Annotated in this window: 14 protein-coding genes; 6 read left to right on the top strand and 8 right to left on the bottom strand. The window is 65.6% G+C overall.

Annotation, left to right across the window (positions count from 1 at the left end; genetic code table 11):
* Positions 1-135 precede the first annotated feature (135 nt).
* The 3 genes from AB0O58_RS07715 to mshC are packed head-to-tail and all read left to right on the top strand — an operon-like array spanning position 136 to position 2,801.
* Positions 136-726 carry a DUF3090 domain-containing protein gene (locus tag AB0O58_RS07715; protein ID WP_027497067.1) on the top strand — a complete coding sequence of 197 codons (591 nt, stop codon included), beginning with the start codon at positions 136-138 and terminating at the stop codon, positions 724-726.
* Positions 727-761: 35 nt separating this feature from the next.
* Positions 762-1,535, top strand: a complete 774-nt coding sequence (locus AB0O58_RS07710; RefSeq protein ID WP_169879440.1) for an SCO1664 family protein — start codon at positions 762-764, stop codon at positions 1,533-1,535.
* Between the two features lie 24 nt (positions 1,536-1,559).
* The gene (gene mshC / locus AB0O58_RS07705; protein ID WP_032365793.1) at positions 1,560-2,801 is read left to right on the top strand and encodes a cysteine--1-D-myo-inosityl 2-amino-2-deoxy-alpha-D-glucopyranoside ligase; all 1,242 of its coding nucleotides are present in this window, start codon (positions 1,560-1,562) and stop codon (positions 2,799-2,801) included.
* On the opposite strand, the gene AB0O58_RS07700 is transcribed toward mshC, so the two are convergent.
* The 8 genes from AB0O58_RS07700 to AB0O58_RS07665 form a co-directional block, all read right to left on the bottom strand.
* Positions 2,798-4,036 (bottom strand): DUF2399 domain-containing protein, encoded by a 1,239-nt coding sequence (locus AB0O58_RS07700; RefSeq protein WP_230593496.1) that lies wholly within the window; start codon positions 4,034-4,036, stop codon positions 2,798-2,800. The genes mshC and AB0O58_RS07700 overlap by 4 nt on opposite strands.
* A complete protein-coding gene (locus AB0O58_RS07695) occupies positions 4,026-8,210 on the bottom strand; it encodes a TIGR02680 family protein (RefSeq protein ID WP_032400756.1) in 4,185 nt (1,394 codons plus the stop codon). Before AB0O58_RS07695 ends, AB0O58_RS07700 begins: the two co-directional genes overlap by 11 nt.
* 4 nt (positions 8,211-8,214) lie before the next feature.
* On the bottom strand, positions 8,215-9,630 hold the full coding sequence (locus AB0O58_RS07690) for a DUF2398 family protein (protein WP_032370531.1): 1,416 nt from the start codon (positions 9,628-9,630) through the stop codon (positions 8,215-8,217).
* Positions 9,627-11,102 (bottom strand): TIGR02677 family protein, encoded by a 1,476-nt coding sequence (locus tag AB0O58_RS07685; RefSeq protein WP_308051208.1) that lies wholly within the window; start codon positions 11,100-11,102, stop codon positions 9,627-9,629. Before AB0O58_RS07685 ends, AB0O58_RS07690 begins: the two co-directional genes overlap by 4 nt.
* 222 nt (positions 11,103-11,324) lie before the next feature.
* Positions 11,325-11,624 (bottom strand): Rieske 2Fe-2S domain-containing protein, encoded by a 300-nt coding sequence (locus AB0O58_RS07680; protein ID WP_032365798.1) that lies wholly within the window; start codon positions 11,622-11,624, stop codon positions 11,325-11,327.
* A complete protein-coding gene (gene nirB / locus AB0O58_RS07675) occupies positions 11,621-14,110 on the bottom strand; it encodes a nitrite reductase large subunit NirB (RefSeq protein ID WP_032365799.1) in 2,490 nt (829 codons plus the stop codon). The genes AB0O58_RS07680 and nirB overlap by 4 nt, the downstream gene beginning before the upstream one ends.
* Entirely contained in the window at positions 14,110-14,457 is a 348-nt protein-coding gene (locus AB0O58_RS07670; protein WP_032365800.1) for a hypothetical protein, read from the bottom strand. The genes nirB and AB0O58_RS07670 overlap by 1 nt, the downstream gene beginning before the upstream one ends.
* A 101-nt stretch (positions 14,458-14,558) precedes the next feature.
* A complete protein-coding gene (locus tag AB0O58_RS07665) occupies positions 14,559-15,539 on the bottom strand; it encodes a PAC2 family protein (RefSeq protein WP_228139408.1) in 981 nt (326 codons plus the stop codon).
* Positions 15,540-15,643: 104 nt separating this feature from the next.
* Between AB0O58_RS07665 and metH the strand changes: the two genes are divergently transcribed.
* Genes metH through AB0O58_RS07650 form a run of 3 tightly spaced genes read left to right on the top strand, consistent with a single transcriptional unit; the run spans position 15,644 to position 20,197 of the window.
* Positions 15,644-19,213, top strand: a complete 3,570-nt coding sequence (gene metH, locus AB0O58_RS07660) for a methionine synthase (RefSeq protein WP_032365802.1) — start codon at positions 15,644-15,646, stop codon at positions 19,211-19,213.
* Positions 19,206-19,874: an HAD family phosphatase gene (locus tag AB0O58_RS07655; RefSeq protein ID WP_032365803.1), complete on the top strand. Its 669-nt coding sequence runs from the start codon at positions 19,206-19,208 to the stop codon at positions 19,872-19,874. The genes metH and AB0O58_RS07655 overlap by 8 nt, the downstream gene beginning before the upstream one ends.
* 41 nt (positions 19,875-19,915) lie before the next feature.
* A complete protein-coding gene (locus AB0O58_RS07650) occupies positions 19,916-20,197 on the top strand; it encodes a phosphoribosyl-ATP diphosphatase (RefSeq protein ID WP_197077479.1) in 282 nt (93 codons plus the stop codon).
* Positions 20,198-20,235 lie beyond the last annotated feature (38 nt).

Raw genomic sequence — 20,235 nt, 5'->3', positions numbered from 1 at the left:
AGATGCCGGTTCGCCGCCGATCTCCCGATCGGTGGCAGGCTGGAGGGCGAGCAATACCGTCCACGGTCGATCTGTGGCCGATAATGGAAGTTCGCGATTCGTTTCGCGGAGCTTTTCGAGTCGTTAGGAGGTGCAATGCCGCGCGCCATACACGTTTTTCGCACCCCTGATCGTTTCGTCGCCGGGACCGTAGGTGAGCCGGGTGACCGAACGTTCTTTCTCCAGGCGGTGCACGATGCCCGAGTGGTCTCGGTCGCGTTGGAGAAGCAGCAGGTACAGGTGCTGGCCGATCGAATGGGACTGCTGCTCGAGGAGGTGCAGCGTCGCTTCGGTACCGATGTGCCGACCGAGGAGGCCGAGACACTCGACACCAGCCCGTTGGTGACACCGATCGACACCGAATTCAGAGTCGGCACGATGGGGTTGGGTTGGGACGCCGATGCCAATGCCGTCGTGGTGGAGTTGTTGGCCGTCAGTGAGGTCGAGGTCGACGAATCCGTCGTGCTCGACGACACCGACGAGGGCCCCGACGCGGTTCGAGTGTTTCTGACACCCGTTCAGGCTCGCGAGTTCGCAGCGCGGTCCGAGCTGGTCGTGGCGGCCGGCCGAGCGCCGTGCCCGCTGTGCGGCCTGCCGCTCGCCCCCGAGGGACACGTCTGCATCAGGACGAACGGCTACCGCCGCGGTGCCACCTTCGGTCCGGTGACAGAGGTCGACGAGTCTTGACCGTCGAACTACCTCCCTTCGAGGGCCGCGAGACCATGGAGACCGGCGAGCTGACTGTGGTCGGCCGGGTGGTTTCGGCGTCCAACGCCACCCTCGTGTGCGAGGCGGGCGACGGCGACTCGGCAGTGCGGTGCGTGTACAAACCCGTGCGCGGAGAGGTGCCGCTCTGGGACTTTCCCGACGGCACCCTCGCCGGGCGGGAGGTGGCGTCGTACGAGATCTCCGAGGCGCTCGGGTGGGGCGTGATTCCGCCCACGGTGCTGCGCGACGGTCCGTTCGGTCCCGGCATGGTGCAGAAGTGGATAGATACTCCCGAGGAGCGGGTCGAGGGCCGCGTGGACCTGGTCGACATCTGCCGTCCCGATCTCGTTCCGGCGGGCTGGATTCCGGTGTTGCAGGCCTACGACGGCGATGGGGAAGAGATCGCTCTGATCCATGCCGACGATCCACGCCTGCAGCGGATGGCGGTTCTCGACGTCATTCTCAACAATGCAGATCGCAAGGGTGGGCATGCCCTCGAAGGTCTCGACGGTTATGTCTACGGGGTGGATCACGGCATCTGCCTGCACGCCGAGAACAAGCTGCGCACGGTTCTCTGGGGGTGGGCAGGCCAGGCGGTCGACGATGCTCTGATGGCCGACGTCGTGCGGTTCGTCGAGACCTTCGACACCGTCATCGCTCCACGGCTGGTCGACAAGATAACGCTGGCCGAAACCGTTGCGGTGTTGGATCGGGCCCAGCAGCTGATCGCGCGCCCGGTCATGCCGGAACCTCGATCGAGCAGACCGATACCGTGGCCCGCCTTCTGAACGGGCTCGGATAGGCTCGGCTGCATGCATTCTTGGTCCAGCCCGGAGATCCCGACAATCCCAGGACAGGGTCCAGCGCTTCGGTTGTTCGATACCGCAGATCGCCAGGTCCGTCCGGTCACCCCCGGTTCGACCGCTCGCATGTACGTCTGCGGAATCACCCCGTACGACGCCACCCACCTGGGACATGCGGCAACGTATCTGACGTTCGATCTGATCAACCGCTTGTGGCGTGATGCGGGTATCGACGTGCACTACGTGCAGAACGTCACCGATGTCGACGATCCGCTGTTCGAGCGCGCGAATCGTGACGGTGAGGATTGGCGCGATCTCGGTGCGCGCGAGATCGAGCTGTTCCGCGCCGACATGGAGGCTCTGCGGGTCGTGCCTCCGCACGACTACATCGGTGCCGTCGAGTCGGTGGAGGAAGTTGTCGAACTGGTGGAGAAGCTGGTGGCGTCCGGCGCTGCCTACGTCGTCGACGACGCCGAGTACCCCGACGTGTACTTCCGTGCCGACGCCACCGAGCAGTTCGGCTACGAATCCGGCTACGACCGTCCCACCATGGACACGTTCTTCGCCGAACGCGGCGGAGATCCCGATCGTGCGGGCAAGCGCGATTCACTCGATGCGCTGCTGTGGCGCTCGGTACGTCCGGGCGAACCGTCGTGGCCGTCGCCGTGGGGCCCCGGCCGACCGGGCTGGCACATCGAATGCGCTGCCATTGCATTGAACCGCATCGGAACCGGTTTCGACATCCAGGGCGGCGGAAGCGATCTCATCTTCCCGCACCACGAGTTCTCGGCGGCACACGCCGAGGCGGCAACCGGTGACCCTCGGTTCGCCCGGCACTACGTGCACACGGGAATGATCGGTCTCGACGGCGAGAAGATGTCGAAGAGCCGCGGCAACCTGGTGTTCGTCTCGAAGCTCCGCGCAGAGAACGTCGATCCGGCCGCGGTGCGGCTGGGCCTGCTCGCGGGCCACTACCGGCAGGATCGGCCGTGGTCCGACGAGGTCCTCGAGCGAGCCCACACCCGCCTCGCGCTGTGGCGTCGAGCAGCGGCGCTCGAGTCCGCAGCGTCGGCCGACGACGTCGTCAACCGCCTGCGTCAGCATCTGGCCGATGACCTCGACACGCCCAAGGCTCTCGACGCCCTCGACGCGTGGGCGAGTTTCGCAGTCGAGCGCGGTGGATCGGATGCGACCGCACCCGGCACTTTCGCCGATGCGGTCGATGCGCTGCTCGGAGTTCCGCTGCGTTAGTCCGCGGGCCCCAGGCGTAGATCCGCCAGCAGATCCGGGATCAGGCGTTCTTCCATGACCGCTCGTCCCGAATCCCGCAGTGCAGCAGCCAGTTCCGGGTCCCACGGAGTGTCCGTGGGATGCCCCTTCAGTGGTTCCGAGTTGCGCGCGTCCAGTGCGCGGCGGTACGAGTCGACGTCCATTCGCCACGGCACCGCGTCGTACCGGGTGAGTGCGCGGGTCACCATGTGCATTCCGGCCCAGTCGAAGTCGGCACGCCATTCGATCGTGGTGCCGGGGGCGCGCGCAGCCAGCAGCCGATGCACTGCGGCCGAGGGCTGACCGTCGGTGCAGATCAAGCTGGCACAGTTCGAGCCGAGAGAGCGGGCTGCGGCCGCGAGCACAGCGACGTTCTCGCACACGAACACGGTCGACGAGCTGTTGGTGAGAGGGCCGCGCGCGAGCATGTCCACGGTGACGGGAAAGGGCACGCCCTCGTCGGCTGCTTCGTTGAGCCAGCGAGCCACCGTGTGGGTCTCTACGACGCGGTAGCCGAGAACCAGTACCCGGCTCGACACGGCGTCGACCGACACCCCGGCCGTTTCCCACAGCGCTCTGATCCCCACTGGATCGACGGGTCGAGGCACGTTCTCGCGCAACGACAATGCATCGAGGACGAGTTTCGCGGCACCGCCGCCCGTGAGGGCCTTGGTATCACCGGTGGCCAGTTCCGCCAGCTCGGTGAGCGACATCCCGTCCACCGGGAGCAGCGCCAGGACTTGCGTTGCGACCCCGAGCGCGTCGACGGCGACGCGGCCACCGAGGGTGCCGTCCTGATTGAGCAACGACGCGATCCAGTGCTCGATCCACTCGCGATCGGTACCACCGCCGAGCGCCTCACGCGCCCGATCGAGCGCATCGGCGCGCACCTGAGCCTTGTCGGCCGCAATGCGCTTCTTGTCCTGCAGTGGTGCCTGACCGGCAAGGGTGTCGATCAGACCGATACCGCCGTTGAGCGGATGGCTCAACCACGCGTCGAACCGCTCGAGATCGAGCCGGGTGCTCCGTGCCCGAGAGTGCAGGCTGGAGTTGGACTTCGAGATGGCACTGCACAGACGCCACAGTTCCGGCGCATCACTCAGGTCGACGGTGATGTTGCCGCCGACACGAAGCCAGTTGGACTCCAACTTCTTTCGCGCAGCGTCCAACAGCGCCGCCAATTCGACGCTGCCTCGCCACTCACTGTTACCGGCCAAACTCCAGCCCACCTTCGGTTCGGGTCGGCACCCGGCGGGTCAACGGTGATCCGAGGGCGGCTGCGAGGTCGGTGCCGTCGTGTTCGGCGAACAATTCACCGTTCTCCCACACCAGAAGTGCTGCGCTGACGGTGTTCTCGGCGGTCGAGTGCGCCAAATCGTAGTGTGCGCAACCGGGGACGTCCGCGTAGGTGATCCACAGGTCGTAACCGGTCATGAACAGATCCAGGTCGAATTGCACACTCAGTCCGAGCAATTCGCTACGACCGTTGTCGTCGACACCGGCGAACGCCTCGTCCAGCGCCAGCAGCCGCGGTGAATGCGGATCGGCGGACGAGAGCATCACGTGCGCCGCGGCGAACAGCGGCAAATGCAGCGACACCGATTGCTCACCGCCCGAGAGTGCACTGTGACGAGCGACGGTCAGACGATCCTCGTTGCCGTCGCCGCTGATGAGCGTGAACGCGAACACCCGCCAGCGGCGATAGTCCAGTGTCGCGGACAGGATCTCGGGATACGACCGTTCCGGATGTGCCGCACGAGCGATCCTGATCTCCGATGCGAAGTGTGCGCGCATCGCGGCCAGATCGTCCTGGCTCAGCGCCGAGGCATCGCGGTCGAGCAGCTTGGACACTGCCCGCGCCCCGTCGTCGAGGTTGTCCGCGAGCACCCAGTGCACGCCGATCGTGTTGCCCGAGGACATACGGCGTTGCTTCATCTCGGCGGACATCTGGGCGATCAGCTCGCGTGCGTCGACGGTGCGCTCGTGAATCTGCTGTGCCAACCCGGTCAGCAGCGCGTCTTCGAGAATTCGGCGTTCCTGCTCGGTCAAGAGCAGTTCCTGGTCGGCCCTGGCGGCACCGATGCGGTCGGCGAAGTCTCCGACCGAGGAATAGCCCTGCTCGTCCTGCACGCGTACCACCGTCAACCCGTCCGGTGCGTCCCACTGCAGGCGGTAGTCCTGACCGGAAGCGGCCAGTTGCGAGTCGAACTCCTGCAGTGCGCTCGTCAGCGCCGTTCGTGTCGACTTCCGGCTCGAGTCGCTCACTTTCACCGACGCCGTCGCCGTGTCGAGAGCCGAATGCAGCGCGAGCACCACCGGTGGAAGTACCGGGACGTCGTCGTCGGGGCCGGCGGCCTGCTGAACCCGATACAGGATCTGTTCGACCGTCAGCCACGCCGAGTCGCTGGCCGGCCACGTGTACGTCTCGTGCACGCCGAGGATGTGCAGCAGATCCTTGCGGGCGTACGGTGCCAGTCGGACGGCATCACCCAGGGTCTCGGTCACGGCAGCGCGCAGGCTCTCGAGCGCCGTGTTGCATGCACCCTCGGCCTTGCCGATCGCCTCGCCGGCTTCCTTGTCCGCCTTTCGGGCTGCTCGCTGCTCGGCTCGGCACTTCTCGATGCGATCGCGCGCGTTGTCGAGATCGGTGTTGATCTGTTCGGCCGTGGCACCGAGTTTCTCGCTCAGCAATTCCAGACGCTGCAGCTGTTGCCGATAGCTCTCGTCGGCTATCGCGGCTTCCTCGGCGAGTTCCTCGGCCAGTCCGGTGGCCTCCTCGAGGCGGTTGGTGGCCTCGCGCGCCCGCTCGGTCTCGCGTGCGTGGTCGCTGCGTTTACGGATGACCGCTGCGCCCTGATGCTCGAAATGGCGAATCGCTGCGGCGAGGGCATCGACATCGCGGCCCAGGTATGGGGTGCGATGGGCCACGGCGACGGAGCGCAGTTGTTTCTCTTTCGCGGACAGGTCGGCGATCGCCTGGTCGAATTCTCTGTCTGCCGCTGCAGACGCATCTTTCGAGGTGCGCAGCGCGCCTGCGGCTGCCGTGACGGCACGTTGCGCCTTCACGATGGCCGAGACTCGGGGGAGCTGCTTGGCGGCCGCGTTCAACGCCTGCACCAGCTCGCGTGCCGCCAGCTCGGCGGCGGTCGCGGTCGCGAGTTCGGCTGTCGCGGAATCGATCGCAGCACCGAGCTCGGCGATGCGCTGCTCTCGCCGACGCGCCCGCGCCGTGGCACCGATGTACTCGGCATCCGGTTTTGCGTGGCGACCCTGCTGCACTCCCTGCCAGTACCGACCGTCGACGCCTATCGAGACAGAACTGTCCGAGGGGTCGTTTCGATCCTGCTGCAATGCAATCGAATTCAGTACATCGAGAATTCGCGATTCCTGGACGGCAGTACCGGGCTCGGGTTCCAGCACGGACGCGAGCGTCGACCCGGTCGGCCTCGCGGCCACCGGTAGCGGCGACAGATATTGCTCCGACGTCGCGTCGACGGGGGAGTCTGCGGTCGGGTGGATCCACCCGTCGAGCAGGTTCGCGGCCTGCAGTGCGGATTCGATCCCCGCCGCGTCGGCAGAGGAGACCGCATCGGCAAACCGAACCAGTTGCCACAGCGGTGCGCCCGGGAGATCTGCTCGGCTGTCGGTGCGCGCTGCGAACGGTGGTGGGGCATCGTCGTGTTCGGCTCGTACCAGGGACAGTTCGCCCCGCAGCGCCTTCACCTCGGCCTCGCGCGCGGCCACGTCGACGCGTGCCTGTGCCTGCCGGGCGCGAATCGCGTCGATACCGTCCGAGGTCTGCTCGGCGAGCACGGATTCCAGGCTCGGGGCGTCGTCGTCGCCGATGCCTGCCAGGGCTGCGTCGAGGGCCTCGAACACAGCGGAGGTGATGCCCGCGGAGGAGTAGAGCGACGAGTTGCTCGACCACCAGGCCCGCAGGCCCGAAGCGAACTGCGCCTTCTCCAGGTCCACCGTCGCCTCGGCCTCGGTGACGGCAGCCGCGGCTGCTTCGAGCAACTCGCGCGCCTTCGTTGCGGCCTTCTCCGCGCGAGCGCGTTCCGTCGACGCCTTCTCGACGGTGGCCAGCGCCTCACGCACTGCACGTACGTCGCCGTCCCGTTCCTCGGCGTGCCCACGAAGCGCGGTACTGATCTGATCACTGCGCGCCGTGCCGGGCAGCGGTGTCCACACGATGCCCGCGTCCTCGGCCGCAGTCTGCAGCTCGTCCTCTGCGCGAGTCACTCCGGCAACGGAGTCCCGGAGTGCCGAATCCGCCCGGGCCGCCTCGGCCGTGCGCTGCTCCAGTTCTGCTTGCGCTTTGCGTGCGCGATCGGCCTGCTGCGCCGTCGAGACCTCCAGCTTCGCAGCGGATTCGGCGAGATCGTCCAGTTGCTGCTTGCCCTCGTACGCGCTCGAGCGCTGCAGGGTCTCCCGGTCCGCGACGGCCTGATCGAGCGCACGCTCGGCCTCGTCGAATCGAGTCTCTGCGGCCGCCCGTTCCAGCAGACGCCGGTCCTTCAGGGCGGCGGCGGCGAAGTGTGCGGTGGTCGCGTGCGTCACGGCTTCGAGCCGACGCGAGACTTGTTCGACGTCCGAACGGGTTTGTACGCAAAGGTATTTGGAGTAGACCGACACGAAGTTCCTGGCCGCCTGATCGGCTTGGGCCAGTCCCTCCAGCGCGCGTCCGACTTCCTCCATGTCGCTGAAGGAACGTGCTGCCTCGAGCACCAGTTGCTCGTCGAGGGGACGCAGACCGTCGGTCAGCGCCTGGGACAACCCTTTCGGATCGAGATTCTTGGCCAACTGCGGACGGCGAAGTGTCAGAATCAAATTGATCAACTGGTCGTACCGTTGCGCGCCGAGCCCGAACATCCGGGCATCGATCGCGGCGCGGTAGTCGACCGGACGATCGGTCAGTGCATCGCTGCCGAGTTGTTCGGCCAACTGCTTCTTCGTGAGCGGCCGGTCGTCGGAGCCCAACAACGAGAAGTCGACGCCCACTCGGCCGTCGGCCACGAAGTACCAGCGGGTCACCTTGTCGTTGTGACGGCTCGCCCGCATACCGATTCCGACCGTCACCGATTCGGGGTCCTCGCGCGAGCCGCGGCCGAACTCCATCCACACGTACGAGTGCGCGCTTTCCTGCCCTCGGTAGAGCAGGTTGGACTTCATCGTTCGTTCTTCACCGGCGAACGGATTGAGCCGGCGCGGTTCGATCCGGCCGTCGAGGACGAAGGGAAACAGCACTTCGAGCGCTTTGGTCTTGCCGGATCCGTTGGGTCCGCGCAGTACCAATCGACCGTCGGCGAAGGAGAACTCCTGATCCCGGTAGTCCCACAGGTTGACGATTCCGGCGCGCGTGGGCCGAAAGCGATTCGAGTGTGCGGTCATCTGCTCAAGCCTCTACTTCGGATGGATCGGTACTGGGGGCTTGTTCGGTGCCGAACAGCGAGTCCTGCGGGGCTCGGTCACGCACGCTGACCATCACGTCTCGGTACCGAGCGATCACCGGCAGTACCAGCACGCCGCCGGACACGCTGTGTATCAACCGAAGTCGATGCAACAGCGCGATCGCTCGTATGCGCAGACCATCCCGGTCGGTCTGCCACTGCGCCGCGAACGTGCGACCGAATCGGTCCACGAGATCGTCGACGACCGAGACCAGCCAACTGTCCTCGATCAGCGGGTACTGTGTGCGCTCAGCCGAGTTCTCGACCGTCGTCGGATCGGCGGGAAATCCGAAATCGGCCAGGTCGCCGAAGATTCCGCCGCCGGGGATCGCGTCGTCCAGCTGTTCGACGAGTAGGTCGCTCGCAGGTAGCGGATGCGTTGTGAGCGCCGGAGCGTCGGGATCCACGACCCGATCGGAGATTTCTCCCGCGATGAGCAACGCCACCTGAGCGATCGTTCCGGTGCTGGGAAAGCGGTGGTCGGACAACCGTCCCGAGGTGTCGATGAGGGCCACGCCCTCGGCGCGACGCTCGGCAACGAGACCGGTGAGCAACTCGACGTCGGCGACGGTGCGCGAGGCGGTCAGGGCGGTGCGTGCGTCTCCGTCGAGATCGTCGAGATAGACGACGGGGTGTTCGACCAACGCTCGGCGTACCGCACGCAGCGTTTCCTTCGGGTCTGCCTCACGCCCGGACTCGATGTGTCCGAGATCGGAATCCTCGGGATCGATCGGGGCATCCGAGCCGGCCAGCAGGCCACGAATCGAACGCAGGTGCTGCACGGCACGCGGCGGCCGAAACATCGCGACGACCACCGATCGGTCGATGTCGTACAGGGCCTCACCGGCCGTCGGATTGTTCGCCCAGCCCGTGGCGTCGCCGTCGGCCAGCGAGATCGCACCACGCGTGGCCAGCCATCCGATCGCGTCGACGAATGCGTCTCGGTCGCTCGCGCGGTCGGTCGTGAGTTCGACGCCGTCCACCTGACTCGACTCCGTCGCCACGTGATCGGCGAGTTCGGACAGAGTGATCTGGTTTCCGGCCCGACCGAGCGCGGCAAGCGCCAGCGCCAGATACGCGTACCTGCGGCGGTCGAACACCCGCTCGGACGGCGTTCGCGCGGGTTGACTGTCGTCGAGACGATCGATCACGGGGAACAGACGCGCGGTCGTCTCGGTGACCTCGAAGCGGTAGCCGAACAGCTCCAGGAGATCCTCACGCAGTTCGGTTGCCCACCTGCGCAGCAGCGGTAACGCGATTCGATCGGGGTACGTCGCGGTGACCAGGTGGTTGGACAACGCGACTCGGGCAGCCCGCTGGTAGGAATCCAGAGCGAGCGAGGAGATTTCACGTGCTCTCACCGGCGGGCCACCTCACTGACGTCGAGGGCGAGGCGGTCCAGATGCAATCGGCCACGGCTGGTGCGCACGATCGTCGAACGGTCGCTGTCGCTCAGCGTCAGGCGCACGCCACTGTCCGATCCGGACGAGTCCGAGGTGCGTCCGCTCACGCGTACCCGGGCAGTCAACGCGGCGTTGAGCAGGCTCAGCAACACTTCGGTTTCCTGCTCGTTCAGAATGCGGTCGTGGATTCCGGCCGAGGCGAGCGACTGCGCCGCGGCACTGCGTGATCGCTGCGACTCGAGTTGCTGCTCGCGCAGTCGTCTGATGCCGCCGTCGTTGCGCTGTACCCGCCCTGGAACGCCGGGAGTCGGAGTGCGTCCGGTCTCGGCCAGCGTGCGCGAGATCTCGACCGGCGGTGCCTCCCACCATGATCGGGACATGGGGATGATGTCGGCGTCGGGATGGACCATCGACAGGTGCCGGGGTCGGCCGAGGCCGAACACGGCGTGAAACAGAGCATGTGCGCTGTCCTCGGTGGGAGCAGCAGCGAACCAGCCGGCGAGGTGACGCAGTTGGCTCTCGCGACTCACACCGCCCTTCCGAGTTTCGGTGACGCGCCGCAGCAGTGACAGCACAGCAGCGATCGCGCTCATCGTGCCCTCGCGGAGGCGCTCGGATTCGCTGAGCTCGGATTCGGCCGCGACGAACCAGTGCGACAACCCGGCCCATCGGTCGGTCCAGTCCGCTCGCCGTTCGTCGACGGAGAGAAAGACTCGTTCGTCGCTGATCGCGGCACGGTCGACGAGTTCCTCGATGCCGGTGCTCTCGACGAGTGCGATCGCTTCCGCCAACTTGGGGGCATAGCGGGTGAGATCGGAGCTGAACTCACGCATGTGCGTGAGCAGTGCATCCTTGTGCGCCAAGAACGATTCGGGCGTGATCTCGGTGGTGCGCACCAGGTCGCCCAGCACCAGATAGAAGTGGGCGGCGCGGGTCGCCATCTCCGACAACGTCGAATCGAGTCTGCTGAGCTTGCGGTAGATGCGGTCGCCGTCGGCCTGACGGTTCGCCTCGGCCAGCTCGTGCATGTCGGCCAGCAGCTCGGGCAGCACCAGCCGGGACAGCGAGGCGTCGTCCAGGCGCGCACCGAGCACGTCCTCGACCGCGCGGTAGGCCTTGTAGCCGGCCTGACCGAACTGGTAGACGAAGTGCCGGTTGCGGTATTCGGCGAGGGTCGCGGCGCGGGTGCCGTCGTAGCTGCGTTCGAGCAGACCCCAGGTGTGGAGTTGATCGAGCAGGGGTGCGATGTCCAGTGTGGTCAGCGCGTCGTGACGCCCGGGGCTACGAGCGATGAGATCGGCGACCTCGCCCGAGTGCAGCAACACCACGTAGTTCGCGCGAGCGGTGTCGAACGCCCGCAGTACTGCCAGGTATTCGGATCTTTTCTCGGCGACGGCGAACGAGAAGAGACCGAGACGGTCTTCCTCCACGAACGCATTCGCGGCACCCAGCCGTGCGTCCTCGCCTGATTCGGTCACTGGAACAGGGTAGGGGGTAGGAGTGGAGCCTGCGGAATGACCCTGGTGGGAGGAGTGGAGCCTGCGGAATGACCCTGGTGGGAGGAGTGGAGCCTGCGGAATGACCCTGGTGGGAGGAGGGGAGCCTGCGGAATGACCCGGGGGGTAGGAGTGCCAATTGTTCGACCGTGCCGGTTACAGCTCCACGGTCACTTTTCCGTCCACCACGGCCGCGGGGTAGGTGCGCACCGGGTCGATGCCGCTCGGGCAGGTGCCGTCGTCGAGAGAGAAGGCGTATTGATGAAGTGGGCAGACGACTACGGACCCGTCGATCTGGCCGTCGGCCAGTGGTCCGCCCCGGTGCGGACAGACGGCGTCCATCGCCCGCACCGAGCCGTCACTTAGCAGGAACACCGCGACCTGTTTGCCATCCACGACGTAGGCCCGTCCCTCGCCGGGAGTCAGGTCTTCCAACGCTCCCACCGGGACGCTCATCGGACCGGCACCTGTGGCAGCGGGAGCAGTGGCAGCGAGGGTGCGAACTGCGCAGGCGATTTGGGTGCCGTGCGGTCCTGCCATGGGTCCACGTAGCCGTCGACCGATGTTTGCAGTCGCTCGTCGAGTCCGGCGACGATGCCGTCACGGTCGTCGATCAGAACGCTCTGCAGTTCCTCCAAGCCGACGCGCGGAACCCAGGCGTACGTCCGTTCGAGCCACTGCGCGTTCTCCCGATAGTGCTGGATGAATCTGCCTGCCACTGTCATCACCTCCTCGGCTCCCGTCACGGTGGCCAACAGATCTCCCTTGCGGATGTGAGCCCCGGCCGCGCCGCCGACGTAGATCTCCCACCTGTCCTCGCCGACCGAGACCACGCCGAAGTCCTTGCACAGCGCCTCCGAGCAGTTGCGCGGGCAGCCGGCGACCGCGAGTTTGAGTTTCGCGGGAGTCTCCAAGCCTTGGAACCGCTCTTCGAGCGCGATGCCGAGAGCCGTCGAGTCGCCGAGACCGAAGCGGCAGAAGTCGCTGCCCACACAGGTTTTCACCGTGCGCATGCTCTTGCCGTAGGCGAAGCCGGAGGGCATGTCCAGATCGCCCCACACCTTGGGTAGGTCTTCCTTCTTGATCCCGAGGAGGTCGATGCGCTGTCCGCCGGTGACCTTGACCAGCGGCACGTTGTACTTGTCGGCGACGTCGGCGATCTTGCGCAGTTGATCCGGGGTAGTGACGCCACCCTTCATCTGCGGTACCACCGAGAACGTGCCGTCCCGCTGAATGTTGGCGTGCACCCGGTCGTTGATGAACAGTGCGCCGCGCTCGTCCACCCAATCCGGACCCCAGACGGTGCGCAGCAGTGACGCCAGCGGCATCTTGGCGGCGGCGTCCTCGACGCCGTCGGTCGCAAGCGCCGTGAACACCTGCGAGACTGCCCGGAGGTCCCGCGATCTGATTGCTTCGATCAGTTCCGGCTTCGTCATCGGGATACACGGCACGTACCGGTCTGCGGTGGGGTCCGCTTCGACCGCGCCACCGGATGCGCACGCGATGATGTCTTTCACCAACCCCTTGCAGGACCCACATCCCTTGCCTGCTCGGGTCTTCGCGGTCACATCGCTCAGATTCTTGGCACCGGCGTGCACGCAGGCCACGATGGCGCCCTTGGTGACGCCGTTGCAGTTGCACACCTGAACGTCGTCTGCCAGCTCCGCGGCTCCTGTTGCCGCAGAGGGCGTTCCCATGTCGAAGAGCATGCTGATGCGCTCGTCGGGCAGCGGCACCTTCTCGTCGAACGCCTGGGTGAGAAAGTTGGCCTTGGAGATGTCGCCCAGCAGAGTGGCGCCGACGAGCTTGTTGTTCCGCACGATGACCGATTTGTACGTGCCACTGCGTGGTTCGTAGAACTGAACGAATTCGTCGTCGTCGCGCTCGGGCGCGGTGATCCCCATCGACGCGACGTCGACGCCGGCCACCTTGAGCTTGGTCGTCAGACGCGAACCGTGATACGCGGCAGCGGGATCGGCACCGGTGAGTACATCGGCCAGGACAGCGGCCTGCTCCCAGAGGGGCGCGACGAGGCCGTACACCTCACCGCGGTGCTGACAGCATTCGCCGACGGCATAGATGGAACCCTCGTCCTCGCAACGTAATTGGTCGTCGACGACGATTCCGCGTTCGATGACCAGGCCGCCGGCGCGGGCGAAATCGACACTGGGCCGAATTCCGGCGGTCACGACGACCATGTCGGCGTCCAGCGAGGTGCCGTCGTTGAAACCGACGCCGATGACGGTACCGTCGTCCGACCGCAACACCGAGGTGGTTCTCTTCGAGGTGTGGACACCGACGCCGAGCGACTCGATCTTGTTGCGCAACACCCGTCCACCTCGCTCGTCGAGCTGCTGGTTCATCAGGTGCCCGGGGGAGTGCACCACGTTCACGTCCAGCCCCTGCGTCCGCAGTCCGTACGCTGCTTCGAGACCGAGCAGTCCGCCGCCGATCACCACCGCCGACACGTCGTCGCGCGACTGCGCCATCTGCAACATGCCGTTGGTGTCGGCGATCGTGCGGAATCCGAACACCCCACGTGCCAGTCTGCCGTCGGACTCGCGCAGACCGTCCATGTTCGGGAAGAACGTGTTGCTACCGGTGGCAATGATCAGTACGTCGTAGTCGACGGACCGACCGCTTTCGCAGACAACTGTTTTGGAGAACCGGTCGAGCGACACCGCTCGATCGCCCACGTGCAACGTCACGCCGTTCTCGCTGTACCAACTCATGGGGTTGAGAACGAGATCCTCGTCGTCGACGGTGGCCTCACCGGACAGCACGTGGGAGAGCATGATGCGGTTGTAATTGCCGTACGGTTCGTCGCCGATCATCGTGATCTCGAACAGCGAGCTGCCGTCTCGCTCGAGGATCTGTTCGACCGTCCGGGCACCGGCCATTCCGTTGCCGATCACCAGCAATCGCTGTCTTCCCGCAGTCATCAGACCAGCACCAGACCGAAGTCGACGACGACCTCTCCGTTGGTTCCGGCGGGGGCCGCGATCACCAGCTCGAGCACGGTATCGGGATCGACGTCCTCGACGACCCGCAACGGAATGTTGACGCCGCTCTTGGCCCCCATCGGGAACATACGCATCGGGCTGCCGTCGCGCAGCAAGGTCACGACCACCAGTTCATCGCTCGAATTACCGCCCCGGAAGTACAGCGGCTGAGCCGTCACCCCCTCGGGGACGACGAAACTCAGGCTGGGATCGATCAACTCGGGCTTGTCCAGACCGTTGCCGGTGAAGGAGAAGACGCCTTGCAGAAATCGCGGTGTGCTGGCCATACCCACGAGGCTCCGGTGTCGGGGTGACGCCACCGCTGCGGTGACGTTACGTCGGCATCAGAAAGACCTCACCGGCTCCCGGCTCCTCGTGTGCGTTCGGGTCAGAGACCGAAGTTGCCCGGGCCGCGCCGCCGGAGGTACTTCTCGAACTCGGCGGCGATGGCGTCGCCGTCGATCTTGGCGATCGCATCGGACATGTCCACCTCGGCGTCACCACGCTCCTCGAGGCTGCGCACGTATTCGCTGATCTCCTCGTCCTCTTTGGTCATCTCGTTGACCGCCTCCTCCCACTCCTCGGCCTGCGTGGGCAGCTCTCCGAGCGGCACCTCGATGTCGAGTACGTCTTCGACCCGCTGCAGCAACGCCACGGTGGCCTTCGGATTCGGTGGCTGCGACACGTAATGGGGGACAGCAGCCCAGAACGACACGGCCGGCACACCTGCCTTGACACATTCGTCCTGCAGAACGCCGGTGATACCGGTGGGCCCCTCGTAGCGGGTCTGCTCGAGGTTGAACTGTTCGGCCGACTCGGTGCTGTAGGCAGTGCCGGTGACCGGGACGGGCCTGGTGTGCGGGGTGTCCGCCAGCAGCGCGCCGAGAATGACGACGGTTTCGACGCCCAGCTGCTCGACGAACTCGAGCAGGTCGTCGCAGAAGCTGCGCCACCGCATGTTGGGCTCGATACCGCGCAACAGGACCACGTCACGGTCGCTGCCGGGCGGTGAACACACCGACAATCGAGTCGACGGCCACTCGATCTCGCGGGTGACCCCGTCGACCTGACGAACGGTCGGCCGATTGACCTGGTAGTCGTAGTAGTCCTCGGAGTCCAGCTCGGCCAGTGGGCTGGCGTCCCAGATCAGCTCCAGATGTTCGACCGCGCCGCTCGCCGCATCGCCTGCGTCGTTCCAGCCCTCAAAAGCGGCGACCAGTATGGGGGAGCGCAGCTCGGGAATGTCGTCGTCCAGATCGTCCTCGTCGTAATCGGCGTCGGCGTCTGTGGCGTTCGCCACAGCATCCTGCACGGCCTCGATCAGCGCGGCGTCCAAGGGGATGTCCGCGTCGGCACCTGATTTGTCCATTTTGTCGGTACCGTCGTCGGGCGGGGACTGATCATCGAGGTTTCGGGGACTCACCACGACAGCCTACGACTCGAGGTAACCGTGGTGCCCACTACTCTGTAGTGATGCCCGATCAACACAAGCCCGGTCTGCTCGATGCGATTTCACGTCGCGTTGTCATCGGCGACGGAGCAATGGGCACGATGCTCCAGGACGCCGACCTCACTCTCGACGACTTTCTCGGCCTCGAGGGATGCAACGAGATTCTGAACCACACCAGGCCCGACGTGCTGCGCGAGATTCATCGCGAGTACTTCGCGGCCGGCGCAGACGCCGTGGAAACGAACACGTTCGGATGCAACCTGCCCAACCTGGCCGATTACGACATCGAGGATCGAATCCGCGAGTTGGCCGAGAAAGGCACCCGGCTCGCCCGCGAGACTGCGGACGAAATGGGACCCGGCCGCGACGGGATGGATCGGTACGTCCTGGGTTCCATGGGCCCCGGAACCAAGCTCCCCACACTCGGCCACGCCCCGTTCGCACGGCTGCGCGATGCGTATACGGAGGCTGCGCTCGGAATGATCGACGGCGGTGCCGACGCCATTCTGGTCGAGACGTGCCAGGACCTACTGCAGGTCAAGGCCGCGATCATCGGTAGCCAGCACGCCATGGACAAGCTCGGCGTCCGAATCCCGATCATCACCCATGTGACGGTCGAGACGACGGGCGCAATGCTGGTCGGCAGCGAGATCGGTGCAGCCCTCACCGCGCTCGAACCGCTGGGCATCGACATGATCGGACTGAACTGCGCCACCGGCCCCGCCGAGATGAGCGAACACCTGCGCCACCTGTCCAAGCATTCCCGTCTTCCGGTATCGGTGATGCCCAATGCCGGACTGCCGACGTTGGGCGCGAAGGGTGCCGAATACCCACTGACCGCCCCCGAATTGGCCGACGCTCTGAGCGGTTTCGTCCGCGAGTACGGGCTGGCACTCGTCGGCGGATGCTGCGGCACCACCCCCGAGCACATTCGTCAGGTTGCCGACATGGTGCACGGGGCGACGAAGCTGGAACGGCAGCCGGCCCCGGAGCCAGGCGTCTCCTCGCTCTACACCGCCGTGCCGTTCGAGCAGGACGCCAGCATCCTGATGATCGGTGAGCGCACCAACTCCAACGGCTCCAAGGCATTTCGTGACGCGATGCTCGCCGAGGACTACGAGAAGTGCCTCGACATCGCCAAGGATCAGACCCGCGACGGCGCGCACATGTTGGACCTCAACGTCGACTACGTCGGCCGCGACGGTGCCGCCGACATGGCCGCACTCGCCAGCAGATTGGCGACTGCGTCGACGCTGCCGATCATGCTCGACTCCACCGAACCGGCCGTGCTCGAGGCCGGCCTCGAGCACCTCGGCGGACGTAGCGCCGTCAACTCGGTCAACTACGAGGACGGCGACGGGCCCGACTCGCGGTTCCAGAAGATCATGCGTCTGGTCAAGGAACACGGTGCCGCCGTCGTCGCTCTGACCATCGACGAGGAGGGGCAGGCGCGTACTGCCGAATGGAAGGTGCGTGTCGCCGATCGCCTGATCACCGACATCACCGAGAACTGGGGCCTGCGCCACGAGGACATCATCGTCGACACCCTCACCTTCCCGATCTCCACCGGCCAGGAAGAGGTTCGACGCGACGGCATCGAGACCATCGAGGCGATCCGGCAGCTCAAGGAGAAGTATCCGAAGGTGCACACCACCCTCGGGTTGTCGAACATCTCGTTCGGCCTCAATCCTGCTGCCCGGCAGGTGCTCAACTCGGTCTTTCTGCACGAGTGCACCCAGGCCGGCCTCGACACCGCCATCGTGCACGCGTCGAAGATCCTGCCGATGAACAAGATTCCCGACGAGCAACGCGAGACCGCTCTGGATCTGGTGTACGACCGCCGCCGTGAAGGCTACGACCCGTTGCAGAAGCTCATGCAGCTGTTCGAGGGCGTCTCGGCAGCATCGGCCCGGGAATCGCGCGCCGAGGAACTGGGTCGGCTGCCGTTGTTCGAGCGGCTCGAACGCCGCATCGTCGACGGCGAACGCAACGGCCTCGACACAGATCTGGACGCCGCGATGGCCGAGAAGCCGCCTCTCGAGATCATCAACGAGACGTTGCTGTCGGGCATGAAGACCGTCGGCGAGCTGTTCGGTTCCGGCCAGATGCAGTTGCCGTTCGTGCTCGCGTCCGCCGAGGTGATGAAGGCTGCCGTGGCGTACTTGGAGCCACACATGGAGGCCACCGACGACGACGGCAAGGGTCGAATCGTGCTCGGTACCGTCAAGGGCGATGTGCACGACATCGGCAAGAACCTCGTCGACATCATCCTGAGCAACAACGGCTACGAGGTGGTCAATCTCGGTATCAAGCAGCCGATTTCGACCATTCTCGAAGCCGCGTTGGACAAACGCGCAGACGTGATCGGCATGTCCGGGTTGCTGGTGAAGTCGACGGTGGTCATGAAGGACAACCTGATCGAGCTCAACTCCCGCGGCGTGGCGGAGCAATTTCCGGTGCTCCTCGGCGGCGCTGCTTTGACGCGGTCGTACGTCGAGAACGATCTGCAGGACGTGTACGAAGGCGACGTGCACTATGCGCGGGACGCGTTCGAAGGCCTGCGTTTGATGGACACCATCATGACCACCAAGCGCGGCGGCGGTCCGGCCCCCGACAGCCCCGAGGCGCTCGCCGCGAAAGCCAAGGCTGCCGAACGCAAAGAGCGCCACGAACGGTCGAAGCGCATCGCGGAGAAGCGCAAGGCCGCCGAGGCTCCGGTCGTGGTACCCGAGCGATCCGACGTCGCCGCGGACATCGACATTCCGGTACCGCCGTTCTGGGGCACCCGCATCGTCCGAGGCGTGTCCCTCGCCGACTACTCGGGCCTGCTCGACGAACGTGCCCTGTTCCTGGGGCAGTGGGGGCTGCGAGGAGCCCGCAAGGGCGAGGGCGCGACCTACGAGGATCTGGTGGAGTCGGAAGGCAAACCGCGCCTTCGGTATTGGCTGGATCGGCTCAGTACGGACGGCATTCTCGCGCACGCCGCATTGGTGTACGGATACTTCCCGGCCGTTTCGGAGGGCGACGACGTCGTCGTGCTCACCGAGCCCGAACCCGATGCGCCCGAACGCTTTCGGTTCACGTTCCCGCGTCAGCACCGCGACCGCTTCCTCTGCATCGCGGACTTCGTCCGATCACGCACTGCGGCAAGGGAATCCGGGCAAGTCGACGTGCTGCCGATGAACCTGGTCACCATGGGGCAGCCCATCGCGGACTTCGCGAACGAATTGTTCGCAGCCGACGCGTACCGCGACTACCTCGAGGTGCACGGGATCGGAGTTCAGCTGACCGAGGCTCTCGCCGAATACTGGCATCGCCGAGTGCGCGAGGAACTGAAACTGTCCGACGGCAAATCGGTCGCCGCGGAGGATCCCACCGAGGCCGAGGGGTACTTCAAACTCGAATACCGCGGAGCTCGTTACTCGTTCGGCTACGGGGCATGCCCCGATCTCGAGGACCGGATCAAGCTCGCCGCACTCCTCGAACCCGAGCGAATCGGCGTCAAGCTCTCCGAGGAACTGCAGCTGCACCCCGAACAGTCGACCGATGCGTTCGTACTTCACCACCCGGAGGCCAAGTACTTCAATGTCTAGAACCCACCTGCACGGTGTCCTGTGGGACATGGACGGCACCCTGCTCGACTCGGAGAAGATCTGGGACGTGGCCATCGGTGAGTACTCCCGCACACTGGGAACCGAACTCAGCGCGGAAGTACGCGAGAGCACCCTCGGCAATTCGATGCGAGACGCCTTGCGCAAAGTGCTGGCCAATGCATCGGTTGCGGTCACCGACGACAACCTGGCCGAGGGCCGCGAGTGGTTGACCACGCGCGTCGGCGACATGTTCGCCGAAGGTATTCCGTGGCGGCCCGGTGCCAAGGATGCTCTTGCACTCGTACGCGACATGGGCCTGGCGACCGGATTGGTCACCAACACCGAACGTGGGCTCGTCGAGCGTGCACTGGAGACACTCGGGCGCGACTACTTCGACATCACCGTCAGCGGCGACGAGGTCGAGTTCGGGAAACCGCACCCGGCGCCGTACCTGCGGGGTGCCGCGCTGCTCGGCGTCGACGTCGGTGCCTGCCTTGCAGTGGAGGATTCTCCGACAGGTTCCCTGTCCGCACATACTGCAGGCTGCCCGGTACTGGTCGTCCCGTCTGAGGTGGCTGTTCCGGCAGCGCCGGGATACACCATCCGCGACGGTCTGGTCGGACTGACCGCCGACGACGTCCGGCGGGCCTGGGCGGCCTGACTCCTCGAATCTCGACCGAATTGATTCCGCTGGATACCGACGTGAAAGAATACGAATCCGTGAAGACTTTCGATTCCCTGTTCGCCGAGCTCACCGACCGCGCGAAGACCCGCCCCGAGGGCTCGGGCACCGTCGCTGCGTTGGACGCAGGTGTTCATTTCCAGGGAAAGAAGGTCCTCGAAGAGGCCGGCGAGGTGTGGATCGCCGCCGAACACGAGAGCGACGCTGCACTCGCCGAAGAAATTTCGCAGCTGCTGTACTGGGTTCAGGTCATGATGGTGGGTAGGGGAATCGAGCTCGAGGACGTCTACCGACATCTGTGAGGCAAGGCCCGAACGTCTCCTGTGAACTCACCGATGAA

It is taken from the genome of Rhodococcus sp. NPDC080181, from assembly GCF_040702225.1.
Taxonomy (GTDB): domain Bacteria; phylum Actinomycetota; class Actinomycetes; order Mycobacteriales; family Mycobacteriaceae; genus Rhodococcoides; species Rhodococcoides fascians.
This window is presented reverse-complemented; position numbering and strand designations above follow the sequence as displayed.